The organism is Serratia sp. KG1D, assembly GCF_037150675.1.
Lineage (GTDB): Bacteria > Pseudomonadota > Gammaproteobacteria > Enterobacterales > Enterobacteriaceae > Serratia > Serratia nematodiphila.
Genome location: NZ_JBAGIH010000005.1, coordinates 176,611 through 191,616, shown reverse-complemented (window position 1 = coordinate 191,616; position 15,006 = coordinate 176,611). Strand labels below are relative to the sequence as shown.

Sequence of the window (15,006 nt, the reverse complement as noted above, 5' to 3'; positions counted from 1 at the left end):
GCGAGGAACGGATATTCCTCGCCTGAGGGCGTCAGAAGGTGGTCCAGTTCTCTTCCGCTGCGGCGTTGGCGGCCGCGGGTTTTACGGCCGGCGCTTTCGGCGCGGCGGCTTTCACGGCGGCGGGTTCGGTCTGCTCCGCCAAACGGAACACCGAAACGCTCTGCAACAGCATGTCGGCCTGCTCTTCCAGCGAATCGGCGGCGGCGGCGGACTCTTCCACCAGCGCGGCGTTCTGCTGAGTGGTATGGTCCATTTCGACGATCGCCTGGCCAATCTGGGCGATGCCGCGCGTCTGTTCATCGGAGGCGGCGGCGATCTCGGCCATGATGTCGCGCACGTGGGTGACCGAGCGGACGATCTGCTCCATGGTATTGCCGGTGCTTTCCACCAGTTCGGTGCCGGTTTTCACCCGGCTGACCGATTCGGCGATCAGCCCTTCGATCTCCTTCGCCGCTTGGGCGCTGCGGCTCGCCAGGCTGCGCACTTCGCTGGCGACCACCGAGAAGCCGCGTCCCTGTTCGCCGGCGCGCGCTGCTTCCACCGCGGCGTTGAGCGCCAGGATGTTGGTCTGGAAGGCAATGCCGTTGATCAGGGTAGTAATTTCGGCGATACGCTGCGAACTGCTGGAAATATCGCGCATGGTGCTGACCACGTTCTCCACCAGCTTGCCGCCCTGTTGCGCGGTCTGCGAGGCGTCGGTGGCCAGCTGATTGGCATGATGGGCGTTGTCGGCGTTCTGTTTCACCGTGGCGGTCAGCTGTTCCATGCTGGCGGCGGTTTCCTCGACCGCCGCCGCCTGCTGCTCGGTGCGGGAAGAGAGATCGGTGTTGCCGGCGGCGATTTCCGCGGAGGCGGTGGAGACCTGGCTGACCCCCATCTGGATCTTCTCAATCATGGTGCGCAGATTTTGGCTCATCGCCGCCACCGCGTTCAGCAACTGCCCCAACTCATCGCGGCGGGTGCTGGTCTGCGCCTGGCGCAGATCGCCGCCGGCGATGCGTTCCGCCATCGCCAGCGTGCTGTGCAGCGGACGGGTGATCTGCAGCGTGATGCGCCAGGCGATTAGCACCCCGGCGATGATGGCGATCAGGGTGGTGACGCCCATCTGCAGCTGCGCCAGGTTGATGTTGTTGCGCGTCTGCACCAGCTCGTCCTGCATAAAGGCGTTTACCAACGTGCCGATCGCTTGCGCGCGTTCGCCGAGCTGCCGGCTGATTTGCTGTTCGTGTTCATAAGCCGGTAGGTAGGCCGCGATGCGGTTTTTGTAATCGTCCAGGGCGGCCAGCAGCGGTTGCAACTGCGGGCGCTGCGCGTCGCTGACCCGGCGGCTCAGGGCGTTGGCCGCGTCGCGCGCGTCGTCGATGGCCGCCATCAGCGGCGCTTCGGTTTCCTTGTTCAGGCTCAGCAGCAGGCCGCGCGCGCCGTAGCGCACCTGGGTCAGCTTCTGGTTCAGTTGGATGAAGGCCAGCTGCAGATCGCCGTTGGTCAGCTGGCGCTCCACCTGGCTCAGGCTGGCTTGCACTTCCGACATGTTCCAGCTCTGGCGCACGGCGTCTTTCGCCGAGACCGCCTGCTCAAAGACCTTTTGCTGCTGCTGATATTCCCCGATCAGCGTCACCAGACGCTGCAGATCCTTGCGACTTTGGGCGTCCCAGTCCAGCGCCTGTCCCTGATCTATCAGTTTGACGGCGTTTTCAATATTGGCGCGGTTGTTCTGCAGATACTCCGGCTGGTAGGTCTGGCCGTACATGGCGCGGTTGTATTTGGCCTGGTTGATCTCCTCGTTCAGCCGGTTGCTGAAGTCGATGCGATCGGCGCGGGATTCGATGATGTGCAGATATTGCGCTCCGGTGCCGGCGATGACGACCGCCAACAGCAGCAACAGCGCGAAGCCGAGGCCGAGCTTTTTACCTACGGTGAGATGAGTGAACTTTCCTGCCAATGCTTGCAATGCCGCCATAGCGTTTTTCCTTCTCCGGGCGAACGTCAATTGAACAAACCATCGGCAGGAAGTGGTCAAACTTTAGCGGATTTCAGGCAAAAAAATACCCGCCGGCGGCGGGCATCTTCATCAACGGGGGCGAATTACTTCTTCGCGGCGAAGCGCGCGGCGGCTTCATCCCAGTTGACCACGTTCCAGAACGCCTTGATGTAGTCAGGGCGTTTGTTCTGATATTTCAGGTAGTAAGCGTGTTCCCACACGTCCAGACCGATGATTGGGAAACCGGAAGCGCCGGCGACGGCTTCGCCCATCAGCGGGCTGTCCTGGTTGGCGGTAGACACTACGGCCAGCTTGCCGTCTTTCAGCACCAGCCAGGCCCAACCGGAACCGAAGCGGGTGGCTGCGGCTTTCTCGAACTCTTCCTGGAATTTCTCAACGCTGCCGAAATCGCGCTCGATGGCCGCTTTCAGATCGCCGCCCAGCGTGGTGCCGGTTTTCAGGTTTTTCCAGAAGAAGCTGTGGTTGGCGTGGCCGCCGGCGTTGTTGCGCATGAAGGTGCGTTTGTCGGCAGGCACTTTATCCAGATCCTGGATCAGCTCTTCAACGCTGTATTTGGCCAGCTCAGGGTAGGCTTCCAGCACGGTGTTGGCGTTGTTGACGTAGGTCTGGTGGTGTTTGGTGTGATGGATTTCCATCGTCTGCTTGTCGAAATGCGGTTCCAGTGCGTCGTAAGCGTACGGCAGGGATGGCAGTGAATAACTCATAATCATCATCTCCAGTGGTGTATGGGCGGCGCAAAGGGCGAGCACCGCGTAAGCAGTCGGATCATTATAGTTAATTAAATGATATTGAAAATGATTATCAATGCCCTGTGAACTGTGTGGTTAATGAACAAATTGTTGCGTTAACATGCTGATAGAAGAGGGCGCTGGGGGGCCGCGTCGAACCGCCGCCCCGGCGCGTTGGTTACTCTCTATACTGTAGGGAGCGCCAACGCCGAAATGTATCGAAATGTGCCAATGCGTTCACTGAATGAGCACGAGTGTGTAACAACCACAAGCACGCTGTGGTAATATGGCCGGCGTTCGTAGCAAGCATAACAACAGTGACATTCGCGTTTGCCGCGCTAGCGGGCAGGCGCATTTGAACAATGTGACAATCGAGAGTAAAGGAGACCCCCATGCAGGTCAGCAGAAGGCAGTTCTTTAAGATCTGCGCTGGCGGTATGGCAGGAACGACGGTGGCCGCGCTGGGCTTTGCCCCCGAAGTGGCGTTGGCGGAAACCCGGCAGTACAAACTGCTGCGCGCCCGCGAGACCCGTAATACCTGTACGTATTGTTCCGTCGGCTGTGGGCTGTTGATGTACAGCCTTGGTGATGGCGCCAAAAACGCCAAAGAAAGCATTTTCCATATCGAAGGGGATCCGGATCACCCGGTAAACCGCGGTGCGCTTTGCCCGAAAGGCGCCGGCCTGGTTGACTTCATCCACAGCGAAAGCCGCCTCAAGTACCCGGAATACCGGGCGCCAGGGTCGGACAAATGGCAGCGCATCAGCTGGGACGACGCCTTTACCCGCATCGCCAAGCTGGTGAAAGAAGACCGTGACGCCAACTTCATCAAAACCAACGACCAGGGCGTTACCGTCAACCGCTGGCTGACCACCGGCATGCTGTGCGCTTCGGCCGCCAGCAACGAAACCGGTTTTCTGTCGCAAAAATTTAGTCGCGCTCTCGGCATGCTTGCCGTAGACAACCAGGCGCGTGTCTGACACGGACCAACGGTAGCAAGTCTTGCTCCAACATTTGGTCGCGGTGCGATGACCAACCACTGGGTTGATATCAAGAACGCGAATTTGATTATCGTCATGGGCGGTAATGCGGCGGAAGCGCATCCGGTGGGGTTCCGCTGGGCGATGGAAGCCAAAATACACAACAATGCCAAGCTGATCGTGATCGATCCGCGCTTTACCCGAACCGCATCGGTGGCGGACTTCTACACGCCGATCCGCTCCGGGACCGACATCGCTTTCCTGTCGGGCGTGTTGCTGTATCTGATGACCAACAACAAGTTCAACCGCGAATACGTCGAGGCCTACACCAACGCCAGCCTGCTGGTGCGGGAAGACTTTGCCTTCGAAGACGGCTTGTTCAGCGGCTACGATGCGGAAAACCGCAAGTACGACAAAACCACCTGGAACTACCAGTTCGACGAGAACGGCTTCGCCAAGCGCGACGTCACGCTGCAGGATCCGCGCTGCGTGTGGAACCTGCTGAAGCAGCACGTGAGCCGCTACACGCCTGACGTGGTGAGCAACATCTGCGGCACGCCGAAGGACGATTTCCTCAAGGTGTGCGAATACATCGCCGAAACCTGCGTGGCGGATAAAACCGCGTCGTTCCTGTACGCCCTGGGCTGGACTCAGCACTCGGTCGGCGCGCAGAACATCCGCACCATGGCGATGATCCAGCTGCTGCTCGGCAACATGGGCATGGCGGGCGGCGGCGTCAACGCGCTGCGCGGCCACTCCAACATCCAGGGGCTGACCGATCTCGGCCTGCTGTCGCAGAGCCTGCCGGGCTACCTGACGCTGCCGTCGGAGAAACAGACCGATCTCGAGACCTACCTGAAGGCCAACACGCCGAAGGCGCTGCTGCCGGGCCAGGTGAACTACTGGGGCAACTACCCGAAATTCTTCGTCAGCATGATGAAGACCTTCTACGGCGACAAGGCGCAGAAGGACAACAGCTGGGGCTTTGACTGGTTGCCGAAGTGGGACAAAGGCTACGACGTGCTGCAGTACTTCGAGATGATGGCGCAGGGCAAGGTCAACGGCTACTTCTGCCAGGGCTTTAACCCGGTGGCGTCGTTCCCGAACAAAAACAAGGTGGTGGCTTCACTGTCCAAGCTGAAGTTCCTGGTGACCATCGATCCGTTGAACACCGAGACCTCCAACTTCTGGCAGAACCACGGCGAGTTCAACGAAGTGGATCCGTCGCAGATCCAGACCGAAGTGTTCCGCCTGCCGTCCACCTGCTTCGCCGAAGAGAACGGCTCGATCGTCAACTCCGGCCGCTGGCTGCAGTGGCACTGGAAAGGCGCGGACGCCCCGGGCGAAGCGCTGAACGACGGCGAGATCCTGGCGGGCATCTTCAGCCGCCTGCGCGAGATGTATGCGCGCGACGGCGGCGCGGTGCCTGAGCAGGTGCTGAACATGACCTGGGACTACCTGACGCCGGACAACCCGGCGCCGGAAGAGGTGGCGCAGGAGAACAACGGCAAGGCGCTGGCGGATCTGCTGGATGCCGACGGCAAAGTGCTGGTGAAAAAAGGCGAACTGCTCAGCTCGTTCGCGCAATTGCGCGACGACGGCACCACCGCCAGCGGTTGCTGGATCTTCGCCGGCAGCTGGACGCCGGCCGGCAACCAGATGGCGCGGCGCGACAACGCCGATCCGTCCGGCCTCGGCAACACGCTGGGCTGGGCCTGGGCATGGCCGCTCAACCGTCGCATTCTGTACAACCGCGCCTCGGCGGATCCGCAGGGCAAACCGTGGGATCCGAAACGCCAACTGCTGGAGTGGGACGGCGCCAAGTGGGTCGGGGCCGATATCCCGGACTACAGCACCGCCGCGCCGGGCAGCGACGTCGGGCCGTTCATCATGCAGCCGGAAGGCATGGGCCGCCTGTTCGCCACCGACAAGATGGCGGAAGGGCCGTTCCCTGAACACTATGAGCCGTTCGAAACGCCGCTCGGCACCAACCCGCTGCACCCGAACGTGGTGTCCAACCCGGCGGCGCGCGTGTTCAAGGACGATCTGGCGGCGATGGGCAAATCCGACAAGTTCCCTTACGTCGGCACCACCTATCGTCTGACCGAGCACTTCCACTACTGGACCAAGCACGCGCGGCTGAACGCCATCGCCCAGCCGGAACAGTTCGTGGAAATCGGCGAAAAGCTGGCGGAGAAGAAAGGCATCAAGCAGGGCGACACCGTGAAAGTCAGCTCCAACCGTGGCTACATCAAGGCCAAGGCGGTGGTGACCAAGCGTATTCGCACGCTGCAGGTGCACGGCCAGGAAGTCGACACCATCGGCATCCCTATTCACTGGGGTTACGAAGGGGTGGCGAAGAAAGGCTTTATCGCCAACACGCTGACGCCGTTCGTCGGCGACGCCAATACGCAAACGCCGGAGTTCAAGGCGTTCCTGGTCAACGTGGAAAAGGTGTAACGGAGACGAATTATGGCCATGCAATCTCAAGACATCATTCGTAAATCCGCCACCAATGGTTTCACGCCGGCGCCGCGCGCCCGTGACCACCAGGAAGAAGTGGCCAAACTGATCGATGTCACCACCTGTATCGGCTGCAAGGCCTGTCAGGTGGCCTGTTCCGAATGGAACGACATCCGCGACGAAGTGGGGCACAACGTCGGGGTGTACGATAACCCCGCCGATCTGACCGCCAAGTCGTGGACGGTGATGCGCTTCTCCGAAGTGGAGGAAAACGGCAAGCTGGAATGGCTGATCCGCAAGGACGGCTGCATGCACTGCGCCGATCCGGGTTGCCTGAAGGCCTGCCCGTCGGAAGGCGCGATCATTCAGTACGCCAACGGCATCGTCGACTTCCAGTCCGAGCACTGCATCGGCTGCGGCTACTGCATCGCCGGCTGCCCGTTCGACGTGCCGCGCATGAACAAGGACGACAACCGGGTGTACAAGTGCACCCTGTGCGTCGACCGGGTGGACGTCGGCCAGGAACCGGCCTGCGTGAAAACCTGCCCGACCGGCGCCATTCACTTCGGCACCAAGGAAGCGATGAAGCAGGTGGCGGCGGATCGCGTCAGCGAGCTGAACACCCGCGGTTACCAGAACGCCGGTCTGTACGATCCGGCGGGGGTGGGCGGCACGCACGTGATGTACGTGTTGCACCACGCCGACAAACCACAGCTGTACCACGGTTTGCCGGACAACCCGAGCATCAGCCCGGCGGTGACCTTCTGGAAGGGCGTGTGGAAACCCCTGGCGGCCATCGGCTTTGCCGCCACCTTCGCGGCCAGCGTGTTCCACTATGTCGGCGTCGGGCCTAACCGCGTCGAAGATGAGGACGAGCACGACGAGTCGCACGACGAGGAGACGCGCAAATGAGAAAGGAAAAGCCCATTCAGCGTTACAGCGCGCCGGAGCGCATCAACCACTGGATCGTGGCGTTCTGCTTCGTGTTCGCCGCCATCAGCGGGCTGGGGTTCTTTTTCCCCTCCTTCAACTGGCTGATGAACATCTTCGGGACGCCGCAGCTGGCGCGCATTCTGCACCCGTTTGTCGGGGTGATCATGTTCGCCGCGTTCCTGCTGATGTTCCTGCGATACTGGAAGCACAACCTGATCAACCGGGAAGATATCGTCTGGGCCAAGAACATCCACAAAATCGCCATGAACGAGGAAGTGGGTGATACCGGGCGCTATAATTTCGGCCAGAAGTGCGTGTTCTGGGCGGCGATTATCAGCCTGGTGCTGCTGCTGGCCAGCGGCGTGGTGATCTGGCGGCCGTATTTTGCGCCGTCGTTCTCCATTCCGCTGATCCGCATCGCGCTGCTGGTGCATTCGCTGGCCGCGGTCGGCCTTATCATCGTGATTATGGTGCACATTTACGCCGCATTGTGGGTAAAAGGCACCATTACCGCGATGGTGGAAGGCTGGGTGCCGGCGGCCTGGGCCAAGAAACATCATCCGCGCTGGTACCGTGAGGTCCGCGAGAAACGACAGGAAGATAAACCCTGATGAGTATCCGCATCGTTCCTAAAGAGCAGTTAGGGGCACAGCGTGAGAAGTCCACAACGGCGGAGAACATCCCGCCGTTACTTTTCGCCAACCTGAAAAGCCTGTACAGCCGCCGCGCCGAACGTCTGCGTCAGCTGGCTGTCGACAACCCGCTGGGCGACTACCTGAACTTTGCCGCCGAGCTGGCGCAGGCGCAGCAGCATGCGCTGCACGATAACCCGCTGGCGCTCGATCTTAGCGAAGCGTTGGTGCAGGGCGCCGCCAGCGGCAAACCGCCGCTCGATCTGAGCGTGTTCCCGCGCAGCGAGCACTGGCGCAAGCTGTTGACATCGCTGATCGCCGAGCTGCGCCCGCAGGCGCCGGAGCATATTCTGGCGGTGCTGGACAACCTGGAGAAGGCCTCGGCGCACGAGCTGGAGCTGATGGCCGACGCCTTACTCAACCGCGAGTTCGGCAAGGTAGGCAGCGAGAAGGCGCCGTTTCTCTGGGCCGCGCTGTCGCTCTATTGGGCGCAGATGGCCAGCCTGATCCCCGGCAAGGCGCGCGCCGAATACGGCGAGCAGCGCCAGTTCTGCCCGGTGTGCGGCAGCATCCCGGTCTCCAGCATGGTGCACATCGGCACCGTCAACGGCCTGCGCTACCTGCACTGCAACCTGTGCGAAAGCGAATGGCACGTGGTGCGGGTGAAGTGCAGCAACTGCGAGCAGACTCGCGATCTCAACTACTGGTCGCTGGACAGCGAGCAGGCGGCGGTGAAGGCGGAGAGCTGCGGCGACTGCGGCACTTACCTGAAGATCCTCTATCAGGAAAAAGACCCGCAGGTCGAAGCGGTGGCCGACGATCTGGCTTCGCTGGTGCTGGATGCCCGTATGGAAGAAGAAGGCTTCGGCCGCAGCAGCATCAATCCGTTCCTGTTCCCGGCGGAGTAACCGCCCGGCCCCGTACGCGCGGGGCCGGATGAGCAATTTCAGAACGGGCTTCTGGTAATCGCCCGGGCGAGTTGCTACGTTTAGGCCATAACGCGCCAAGCGAAAGGAACCACGATGTTAAACACCCTGGCAAAACTGACCGCGGTCGCCGTGTTGGCGGTTGGACTGGCGGCCTGCGACAACAAAGACGACACCAAACCGGCGGTGCCGCCGCCGGACACCAAGCCGACCGTGACGCAGCCCGCGCCACCGCCGCCGCCTGCGCCGGTAGAAACCCCGCCCGCGCCGCCGGGGCTGAACGTGTCGCTGCAGAAGGGCAAGATCACCTTCGAGCTGCCGCCGGGCTTTAGCGATCAAACGCTGAACAGCGGCATCATCAACGACAGCACCTCCACCATTCAGCGCTTCCTTGACGGCAAGTCGCGCCAGAGCGCGGTCTCGTCCGAAGTGATCCCGCCGGACGGCATGAAGCTTAACACCAGCGACAAAATGCTGAAGGAGCTGACGCAGAGCGCCATCACGGTGCTGGCCGAACGCTATCAGAATATCCAGACCACCAAAGAAGAGAACTTCAGCGTCGGCAAACAGAAGTTTCGCCGGGTGGATACCGAACAGACCGTCAACGGGCAAAAGGTGGTCTCCACCCTGGTGTTGACGGTGTTCAACAAGCGGGTGGTGACGTTGCAAATGCTGTCGCCGGCCAAAACGCCGGAAGTGCATCAGGCGCTGGTGCAGCGGATTATCGATACCCTGGCGGTGAAGTAAGGACGCCGCAGCCAGGACGAAGCGGAGGAGATCGGATGAAGCTTATCGGCAGTTACACCAGCCCCTTTGTGCGCAAGATTTCCGTGATGCTGCTGGAGAAGGGAATTGCGTTCGAATTCGTCAACGATCCGCCGTATGAGCCCGGCAGCCGGGTGAAGGAGTTGAACCCGCTCGGCAAAGTGCCGGTGCTGATCGCCGATGACGGCGAGGTGTTTTACGACTCGCCGGTGGTGGCCGAATACCTTGAGCTGCTGGCGGTGGAACCGGCGTTTTTGCCGGTCGAGCGCGCCGCTGCGCTGCGCGTTCGTCAGGTGGCGGCGCTGGCGGACGGCGTGACCGAAGCGGCGGCGACGCTGTTCCGCGAAAGCCGGCGCGCGCCGGAAAAACAGGACGAAAGCTGGATGCTGCGTCAGCGCGACAAGCTGACGCAGGGCCTGGACGCGCTGGAGGCGCTGGCGCGGGAAAAAGCGTGGCTCAATGCCGAGCGGCTGACGCTGGCGGATATCGCCACCGGCTGCGCGCTGGGCTACCTCAATTTCCGCCGCATCCTGCCCAACTGGTGCGTCGAGCGCCCGGCGCTGGTCAAACTGGCCGAACGCCTGTTCGCCCGCGAAAGTTTCGCCCGCACGGCGCCGCCCTAAGCTTTCCTTTCTCCCCGCCGCGGCGGGGTTTTGCTATGCCGATACGTTTAAACTGAAAACCGAGCGACCATGAGCACTGAATCCCACCTTCTTTACAGCCAACTGCCCGCCATCGACCGCCTGCTGCGTGAACCCGCGATTGAACCGCTGGTGGCGCAGCATGGCCAGACGCTGATCGGCGAACTGCTGCGCCGGCTGCAGGCCGAGGCGCGCGCCGCTATCAGGCAACAGCAACGTTTACCCGCCTGGTGCGGCGACTGGCCGCAGGCGCTGCGGGCCGAGCTGGCCCGGCAGCAACGCCCGGCTTTGCTGCCGGTGTTCAACCTCAGCGGCACCGTGCTGCACACCAACCTCGGGCGCGCCCTGCTGGCGCAGCCGGTGAAGGATGCGGTGAACGCGGTGATGGGGGAGGCGGTGACGCTGGAGTACGATCTGGACGGCGCCGGGCGTGGCCATCGCGATCGGGCGGTGGCGGATCTGCTGTGCCGGCTGACCGGCGCGGAAGACGCCTGCATCGTCAATAACAACGCGGCGGCGGTGCTGCTGATGCTGGCGGCGATCTCCCCCGGCAAAGAGGTGGTGGTGTCGCGCGGCGAGCTGGTGGAAATCGGCGGCGCGTTCCGCATTCCCGACGTGATGCGCCAGGCCGGCTGTCAATTGGTCGAGGTCGGCACCACCAACCGCACCCATCTGAAGGATTACCGCCAGGCCATCAACGAGCAGACTGGTTTGTTAATGAAAGTGCACACCAGCAACTACAGCATTCAGGGCTTTACCGCGGCGGTCGACGAGGCCGAACTGGCGCAGCTCGGGGCCGAACAGGGCGTGCCGACCGCCACCGATCTGGGCAGCGGCTCGCTGATCGATATGGCGCAGTACGGCCTGCCCGCCGAGCCGATGCCGCAGCGGCTGCTGGCCGCCGGCGTCGATCTGGTGACGTTCTCCGGCGATAAGCTGCTGGGCGGCCCGCAGGCTGGCATCATCGTCGGCAAAAAGGCGCTGATCGCGCGCCTGCAGCAGCATCCGCTCAAGCGCGCGCTGCGCGTCGGCAAGCTGACGCTGGCGGCCCTGGAGGCCACGCTGCGGCTTTATTTGCAGCCGGAAAAACTGGCTGAGCAGCTGCCGACGCTGCGGCTGCTGACCCGCCCGCAGCAGGAGATGCAACAGGCGGCCGAGCGGCTGCTGGCGGCGCTGACGCCGCGGTTCACCACCGATTTCGACCTGCGCGCCGAACCCTGCTGGTCGCAGATAGGCAGCGGTTCGCTGCCGGTGGATCGCCTGCCCAGCTATGCCCTGACCTTCACGCCGCGCGACGGCCGCGGCGCCACGCTGGAAGCGCTGGCCGAACGCTGGCGCCGTCTGCCGCAGCCGGTGATCGGCCGCCTCGGCGACGGCCGGCTGTGGCTTGATCTGCGCTGTCTGGAACAGGAAGGGGCGCTGATCGCAGCGCTGAGCGCATCATGATCATCGCCACCGCCGGCCATGTCGATCATGGCAAAACCACCCTGCTGCAGGCGATCTCCGGGATCAACGCGGATCGCCTGCCGGAAGAAAAGCGCCGCGGCATGACCATCGATCTGGGTTACGCCTACTGGCCGCAGCCGGACGGCCGGGTGCTGGGCTTTATCGACGTGCCCGGCCACGAGAAATTCCTCGCCAACATGCTGGCGGGCGTCGGCGGCATCGACCATGCGTTGCTGGTGGTGGCCTGCGACGACGGCGTGATGGCGCAAACCCGCGAGCATCTGGCGATCCTGCGCCTGAGCGGGCGCCCGGCGCTGACGGTGGCGCTGACCAAGGCCGACCGGGTGGAGGCGGCGCGTGTCGATGAGGTGCGCGGTCAGGTGCGCGACGAGCTGGCGAGCCAGGGGTGGCCCGATGCGCCGCTGTTCGTGACCGCGGCGGCGGCGGGCGAGGGCATCGAGGCGCTGCGCGCGCATTTGCTGGCGTTGTCGCCCGCTGAACATGCGCTGACGCGCCGTTTTCGCCTGGCGGTAGACCGCGCGTTCAGCGTCAAAGGGGCGGGGCTGGTGGTGACCGGCACCGCGCTCGGCGGCCGGGTGAAGGTGGGGGATACGCTGTGGCTGACCGGCGCCGACGCGCCGGTGCGGGTGCGCGGCCTGCATGCCCAGAATCAGACCGTGGAACATGCGCAGGCCGGGCAGCGCATTGCGCTTAACATCAGCGGCGATGTCGATAAAGAGCGGGTCGCGCGCGGCGATTGGCTGCTGGCGCAGCGTCCGCACGAAGCGGCGGAACGCATTCTGGTGGCGCTGGAGACGGATCGGCCGATCCGCCATTGGCAGCCGCTGCATCTGCACCATGCCGCCAGCCACATCACCGGGCGCATCTCGTTGCTGAACGACGGGCTGGCGGAACTGATCCTCGATCGTCCGCTGTGGTTGGCGCAGAACGATCGGCTGGTGCTGCGCGATATCGGCGCGCGGCAAACGCTGGGCGCGGCTCGGGTGCTCAGGCTGAATGCGCCCAAGCGCGGCAAGCGTCAGCCGGACTATCTGGCATGGCTGCAAGCCCTGGCGCTGGCGCAAGACGATGCGCAGGCGCTGGCGCTTGAATTGCCGCACGGCGCGCTGTCACTGGCAGCGTTCGCTTGGGCGCGTCAATTGACGGACGATGGCCTGGACGAGCTGCTGGCGAACCGCGATCTGCTGATCGTCGGTGACCGGGCGCTGGCGCAGGATCAGGTGCAACAGGCGGAAAGCCGCCTGCTGCAGGTGCTGGCGGAGTACCACCAACAGCACGCCGATCAGCTGGGCTTAGGGCGCGCCCGCCTGCGGCGCATGGCCCTGCCTCAGCAGCCGGAAACGCTGGTGTTTATGATGATCGATCGGCTGCTGCGGGCCGGCGCGCTGCGCAATACGCGCGGCTGGCTGCACCTGCCGGAACACGGCCTGGCGTTCAGCGCCGAAGAGGCGCCGCTGTGGGCGCGCATCGAACCGCTGTTCGGCGACGAGCCGTGGTGGGTGCGCGATCTGGCGAGCGAGCTGGGCGAAGAGGAGAGCCGGGTGCGCGCGCTGTTGCGCAAGGCGGCTCAGCTGGGCCATGTGACGGCGGTGGTGGTGGATCGCTACTACCTCAGCCGACGCATCGATCAGTTCGCGGCGCTGATCCGCGAGCTGGATGCGGAGCGCGGGGGCGCCAACGCCGCCGATTTCCGCGATCGGCTCGGCGTCGGGCGCAAGCTGGCGATCCAGGTGCTGGAGTTCTTCGATCGCAGCGGCTTTACCCGCCGCAAGGGCAACGAGCATCTGCTGCGCGACGGCGGGTTGTTCGGCAACTGATTGCATGTTTTTTGTTCTCCAATGGCGGTATAATCAGCTTTAATCACTTTGATTGATGTTGATTGTACTGAGGAGCAAGACGATGAATACGAAAGTCATCACCGCTCATGTCCCGCTGCCTTTGGCTGAAAAGGTGGATGAAATGGCCGCCAAACTTGAACGCTCGCGGGGATGGATAGTGAAGCAAGCCCTCACCGCCTGGCTCGAGCAAGAGGAAGAGCGCCGTCGATTAACGCTGGCGGCGCTGGCCGATGTCGAACAGCAAAACGTTATCGATCATGAGTCGGTAGAAGCCTGGGCGGCCAGCCTGGACAGTGACGAGCCGCTGCCGGTACCGCGCTGATGGAATTAAAATGGACGAGTAAGGCGCTATCGGATTTGGCGCGTTTGTTTGAGTTTCTTGCCTTGGCTAACCGCACTGCGGCAGCGAATTCGGTGAAGGCCTTGGTCGCCGCGCCTAAAGCGTTGCTCGATAATCCCCGCCTGGGTGAAAGATTGGACGAGTTTTTACCGCAGGAAGTGAGGCGTATTCTGGTCGGCCGCTATGAGATACGTTATCAGGTACAGCCGGCAGCGATTTATGTTCTGCGTATTTGGCATACCCGCGAAGAGCGATAGGCCGAATTCCCCTACCCGATAAACCTGACGGCGGCCCGGCTGACGTCGGGCGTTTGGGCGGTGAGAAACGCCTGTAAACGTTCGATCAGCGGCCGTTTTGCCGATTCTTCCGGCCAAACCAGATAGTAACCGTCGCCGGTGCGCACGGCGACGTCACAAGGCAACACCAATAATCCCTCCTCAATCGTCCGCAGGCTCAGCGCCAGATCGCCGATCGAGACGCCGTGCCCGGCGATGGCCGCCGCGTTGCCCTGTTCCAGCGAATCAAATACCTGGCCGCGCATGAGATCGATCGGGGTCGCGATGCCGCTTTTCTGCAGCCAGCGCCGCCAGTCGCGCCGATCGGGCGAAGGGTGGATCAGCGGGCAGGCGGCGAGATCCCGCTGGCCGTCGGCGAGCAGCGCGGGGGCGCAAATCGGGATCAGCCATTCGTCGAACAGCTTGGCGGCGGCGGTATTGGCGCCAAAATGGCCGTTGCCGAGCAGGATGGCGCAGTCGTAGGGTTCGCTGAAAAAATCCACGCTGTCGATGTCCATCCAGACGCTGGCTGCCTGCACCTCGAACGCCTGCGCCGTTTGCCGGAACCGGCTCAGGCAGTCCAGCAGCCAGCGCAGGGTCAGGGTGGAGGGCGCCTTCAGCCGCAGCAGATCGCGGTGGCTTCTGAACAGCTCACAGGCTTGCTCGATGCGGCCAAACCCTTGCTGCAGCTCGGCGGCGAAGATTTTCCCCTGCGGCGTGACCTCGATACGCGGGCCGTTGCGCTGGAACAGCCGGCAGCCGAAGTGCTGCTCCAGCGTTTTGATGTGCTTGCTGACGGCGCTCGGGGTGAGATGCAGCTCCTCGGCGGCCAGCGTGAACGAGCCGGTGCGGGCGGCGCTTTCGAAGGCGCGCAGGGCGTAAAGCGGCGGAAGGGAACTGGCCATCGCGGCGTCTCTAATAATGAGTCTGATTCACAGTAAACGACAGGATTACTCCTTTTTCAAGGCGGGGGCGGCGGCATGATAATGGCGCGACGCCAACTGACTGAATGTGAG

The 15,006-nt window shown here is 62.9% G+C and carries 13 protein-coding genes; 10 read left to right on the top strand and 3 right to left on the bottom strand.

Translation table 11 applies throughout. The features are described from left to right. Positions 1 to 31 precede the first annotated feature (31 nt). Together WFM45_RS21650 and sodA are read right to left on the bottom strand one after the other, a co-directional pair. On the bottom strand, positions 32 to 1,960 hold the full coding sequence (locus WFM45_RS21650) for a methyl-accepting chemotaxis protein (RefSeq protein WP_336957228.1): 1,929 nt from the start codon (positions 1,958 to 1,960) through the stop codon (positions 32 to 34). Positions 1,961 to 2,085: 125 nt separating this feature from the next. Next, entirely contained in the window at positions 2,086 to 2,706 is a 621-nt protein-coding gene (sodA, locus tag WFM45_RS21645; protein WP_004934003.1) for a superoxide dismutase [Mn], read from the bottom strand. A gap of 416 nt (positions 2,707 to 3,122) precedes the next feature. On the opposite strand from sodA, the gene fdnG reads away from it, so the two are divergent. The 10 genes from fdnG to WFM45_RS21595 all read left to right on the top strand — a co-directional run bounded on the left by fdnG (position 3,123) and on the right by WFM45_RS21595 (position 13,972). Then, positions 3,123 to 6,170, top strand: a complete 3,048-nt coding sequence (gene fdnG, locus WFM45_RS21640) for a formate dehydrogenase-N subunit alpha (protein WP_103086119.1) — start codon at positions 3,123 to 3,125, stop codon at positions 6,168 to 6,170. A gap of 12 nt (positions 6,171 to 6,182) precedes the next feature. Further along, on the top strand, positions 6,183 to 7,085 hold the full coding sequence (fdxH, locus tag WFM45_RS21635; RefSeq protein ID WP_004934014.1) for a formate dehydrogenase subunit beta: 903 nt from the start codon (positions 6,183 to 6,185) through the stop codon (positions 7,083 to 7,085). Continuing rightward, complete coding sequence (fdoI, locus tag WFM45_RS21630) at positions 7,082 to 7,717, top strand: formate dehydrogenase cytochrome b556 subunit (RefSeq protein ID WP_004934017.1); 636 nt, start codon at positions 7,082 to 7,084, stop codon at positions 7,715 to 7,717. The genes fdxH and fdoI overlap by 4 nt, the downstream gene beginning before the upstream one ends. Continuing rightward, a complete protein-coding gene (gene fdhE / locus WFM45_RS21625; protein WP_156866343.1) occupies positions 7,717 to 8,646 on the top strand; it encodes a formate dehydrogenase accessory protein FdhE in 930 nt (309 codons plus the stop codon). Before fdoI ends, fdhE begins: the two co-directional genes overlap by 1 nt. Positions 8,647 to 8,760: 114 nt before the next feature. Further along, a complete protein-coding gene (locus WFM45_RS21620) occupies positions 8,761 to 9,411 on the top strand; it encodes a DcrB-related protein (protein ID WP_004934023.1) in 651 nt (216 codons plus the stop codon). Positions 9,412 to 9,446: 35 nt separating this feature from the next. Beyond that, positions 9,447 to 10,052: a glutathione S-transferase gene (locus WFM45_RS21615; RefSeq protein ID WP_156866344.1), complete on the top strand. Its 606-nt coding sequence runs from the start codon at positions 9,447 to 9,449 to the stop codon at positions 10,050 to 10,052. Positions 10,053 to 10,121: 69 nt separating this feature from the next. Continuing rightward, complete coding sequence (gene selA, locus WFM45_RS21610; RefSeq protein ID WP_156866345.1) at positions 10,122 to 11,516, top strand: L-seryl-tRNA(Sec) selenium transferase; 1,395 nt, start codon at positions 10,122 to 10,124, stop codon at positions 11,514 to 11,516. Then, a complete protein-coding gene (selB, locus tag WFM45_RS21605) occupies positions 11,513 to 13,354 on the top strand; it encodes a selenocysteine-specific translation elongation factor (protein WP_033631414.1) in 1,842 nt (613 codons plus the stop codon). The genes selA and selB overlap by 4 nt, the downstream gene beginning before the upstream one ends. Before the next feature lie 82 nt (positions 13,355 to 13,436). Then, the gene (locus WFM45_RS21600) at positions 13,437 to 13,697 is read left to right on the top strand and encodes a CopG family ribbon-helix-helix protein (protein WP_033631415.1); all 261 of its coding nucleotides are present in this window, start codon (positions 13,437 to 13,439) and stop codon (positions 13,695 to 13,697) included. Beyond that, entirely contained in the window at positions 13,697 to 13,972 is a 276-nt protein-coding gene (locus WFM45_RS21595) for a type II toxin-antitoxin system RelE/ParE family toxin (RefSeq protein ID WP_033631416.1), read from the top strand. The genes WFM45_RS21600 and WFM45_RS21595 overlap by 1 nt, the downstream gene beginning before the upstream one ends. A gap of 11 nt (positions 13,973 to 13,983) precedes the next feature. Here the strand turns inward: WFM45_RS21595 and WFM45_RS21590 are convergent, their stop codons facing one another. After that, a complete protein-coding gene (locus tag WFM45_RS21590) occupies positions 13,984 to 14,895 on the bottom strand; it encodes a LysR family transcriptional regulator (RefSeq protein ID WP_033631417.1) in 912 nt (303 codons plus the stop codon). Between the last annotated feature and the right edge of the window lie 111 nt (positions 14,896 to 15,006).

Coding starts and splice junctions, on each gene's coding strand:
- fdoI (WP_004934017.1), top strand. CDS start 7,082: ATGAGAAAGGAAAAGCCCATTCAGCGTTACAGCGCGCCGGAGCGCATC.
- sodA (WP_004934003.1), bottom strand. CDS start 2,706: ATGAGTTATTCACTGCCATCCCTGCCGTACGCTTACGACGCACTGGAA.
- WFM45_RS21615 (WP_156866344.1), top strand. CDS start 9,447: ATGAAGCTTATCGGCAGTTACACCAGCCCCTTTGTGCGCAAGATTTCC.
- fdxH (WP_004934014.1), top strand. CDS start 6,183: ATGGCCATGCAATCTCAAGACATCATTCGTAAATCCGCCACCAATGGT.
- selB (WP_033631414.1), top strand. CDS start 11,513: ATGATCATCGCCACCGCCGGCCATGTCGATCATGGCAAAACCACCCTG.
- selA (WP_156866345.1), top strand. CDS start 10,122: ATGAGCACTGAATCCCACCTTCTTTACAGCCAACTGCCCGCCATCGAC.
- WFM45_RS21620 (WP_004934023.1), top strand. CDS start 8,761: ATGTTAAACACCCTGGCAAAACTGACCGCGGTCGCCGTGTTGGCGGTT.
- WFM45_RS21600 (WP_033631415.1), top strand. CDS start 13,437: ATGAATACGAAAGTCATCACCGCTCATGTCCCGCTGCCTTTGGCTGAA.
- fdhE (WP_156866343.1), top strand. CDS start 7,717: ATGAGTATCCGCATCGTTCCTAAAGAGCAGTTAGGGGCACAGCGTGAG.
- WFM45_RS21650 (WP_336957228.1), bottom strand. CDS start 1,960: ATGGCGGCATTGCAAGCATTGGCAGGAAAGTTCACTCATCTCACCGTA.
- WFM45_RS21590 (WP_033631417.1), bottom strand. CDS start 14,895: ATGGCCAGTTCCCTTCCGCCGCTTTACGCCCTGCGCGCCTTCGAAAGC.
- WFM45_RS21595 (WP_033631416.1), top strand. CDS start 13,697: ATGGAATTAAAATGGACGAGTAAGGCGCTATCGGATTTGGCGCGTTTG.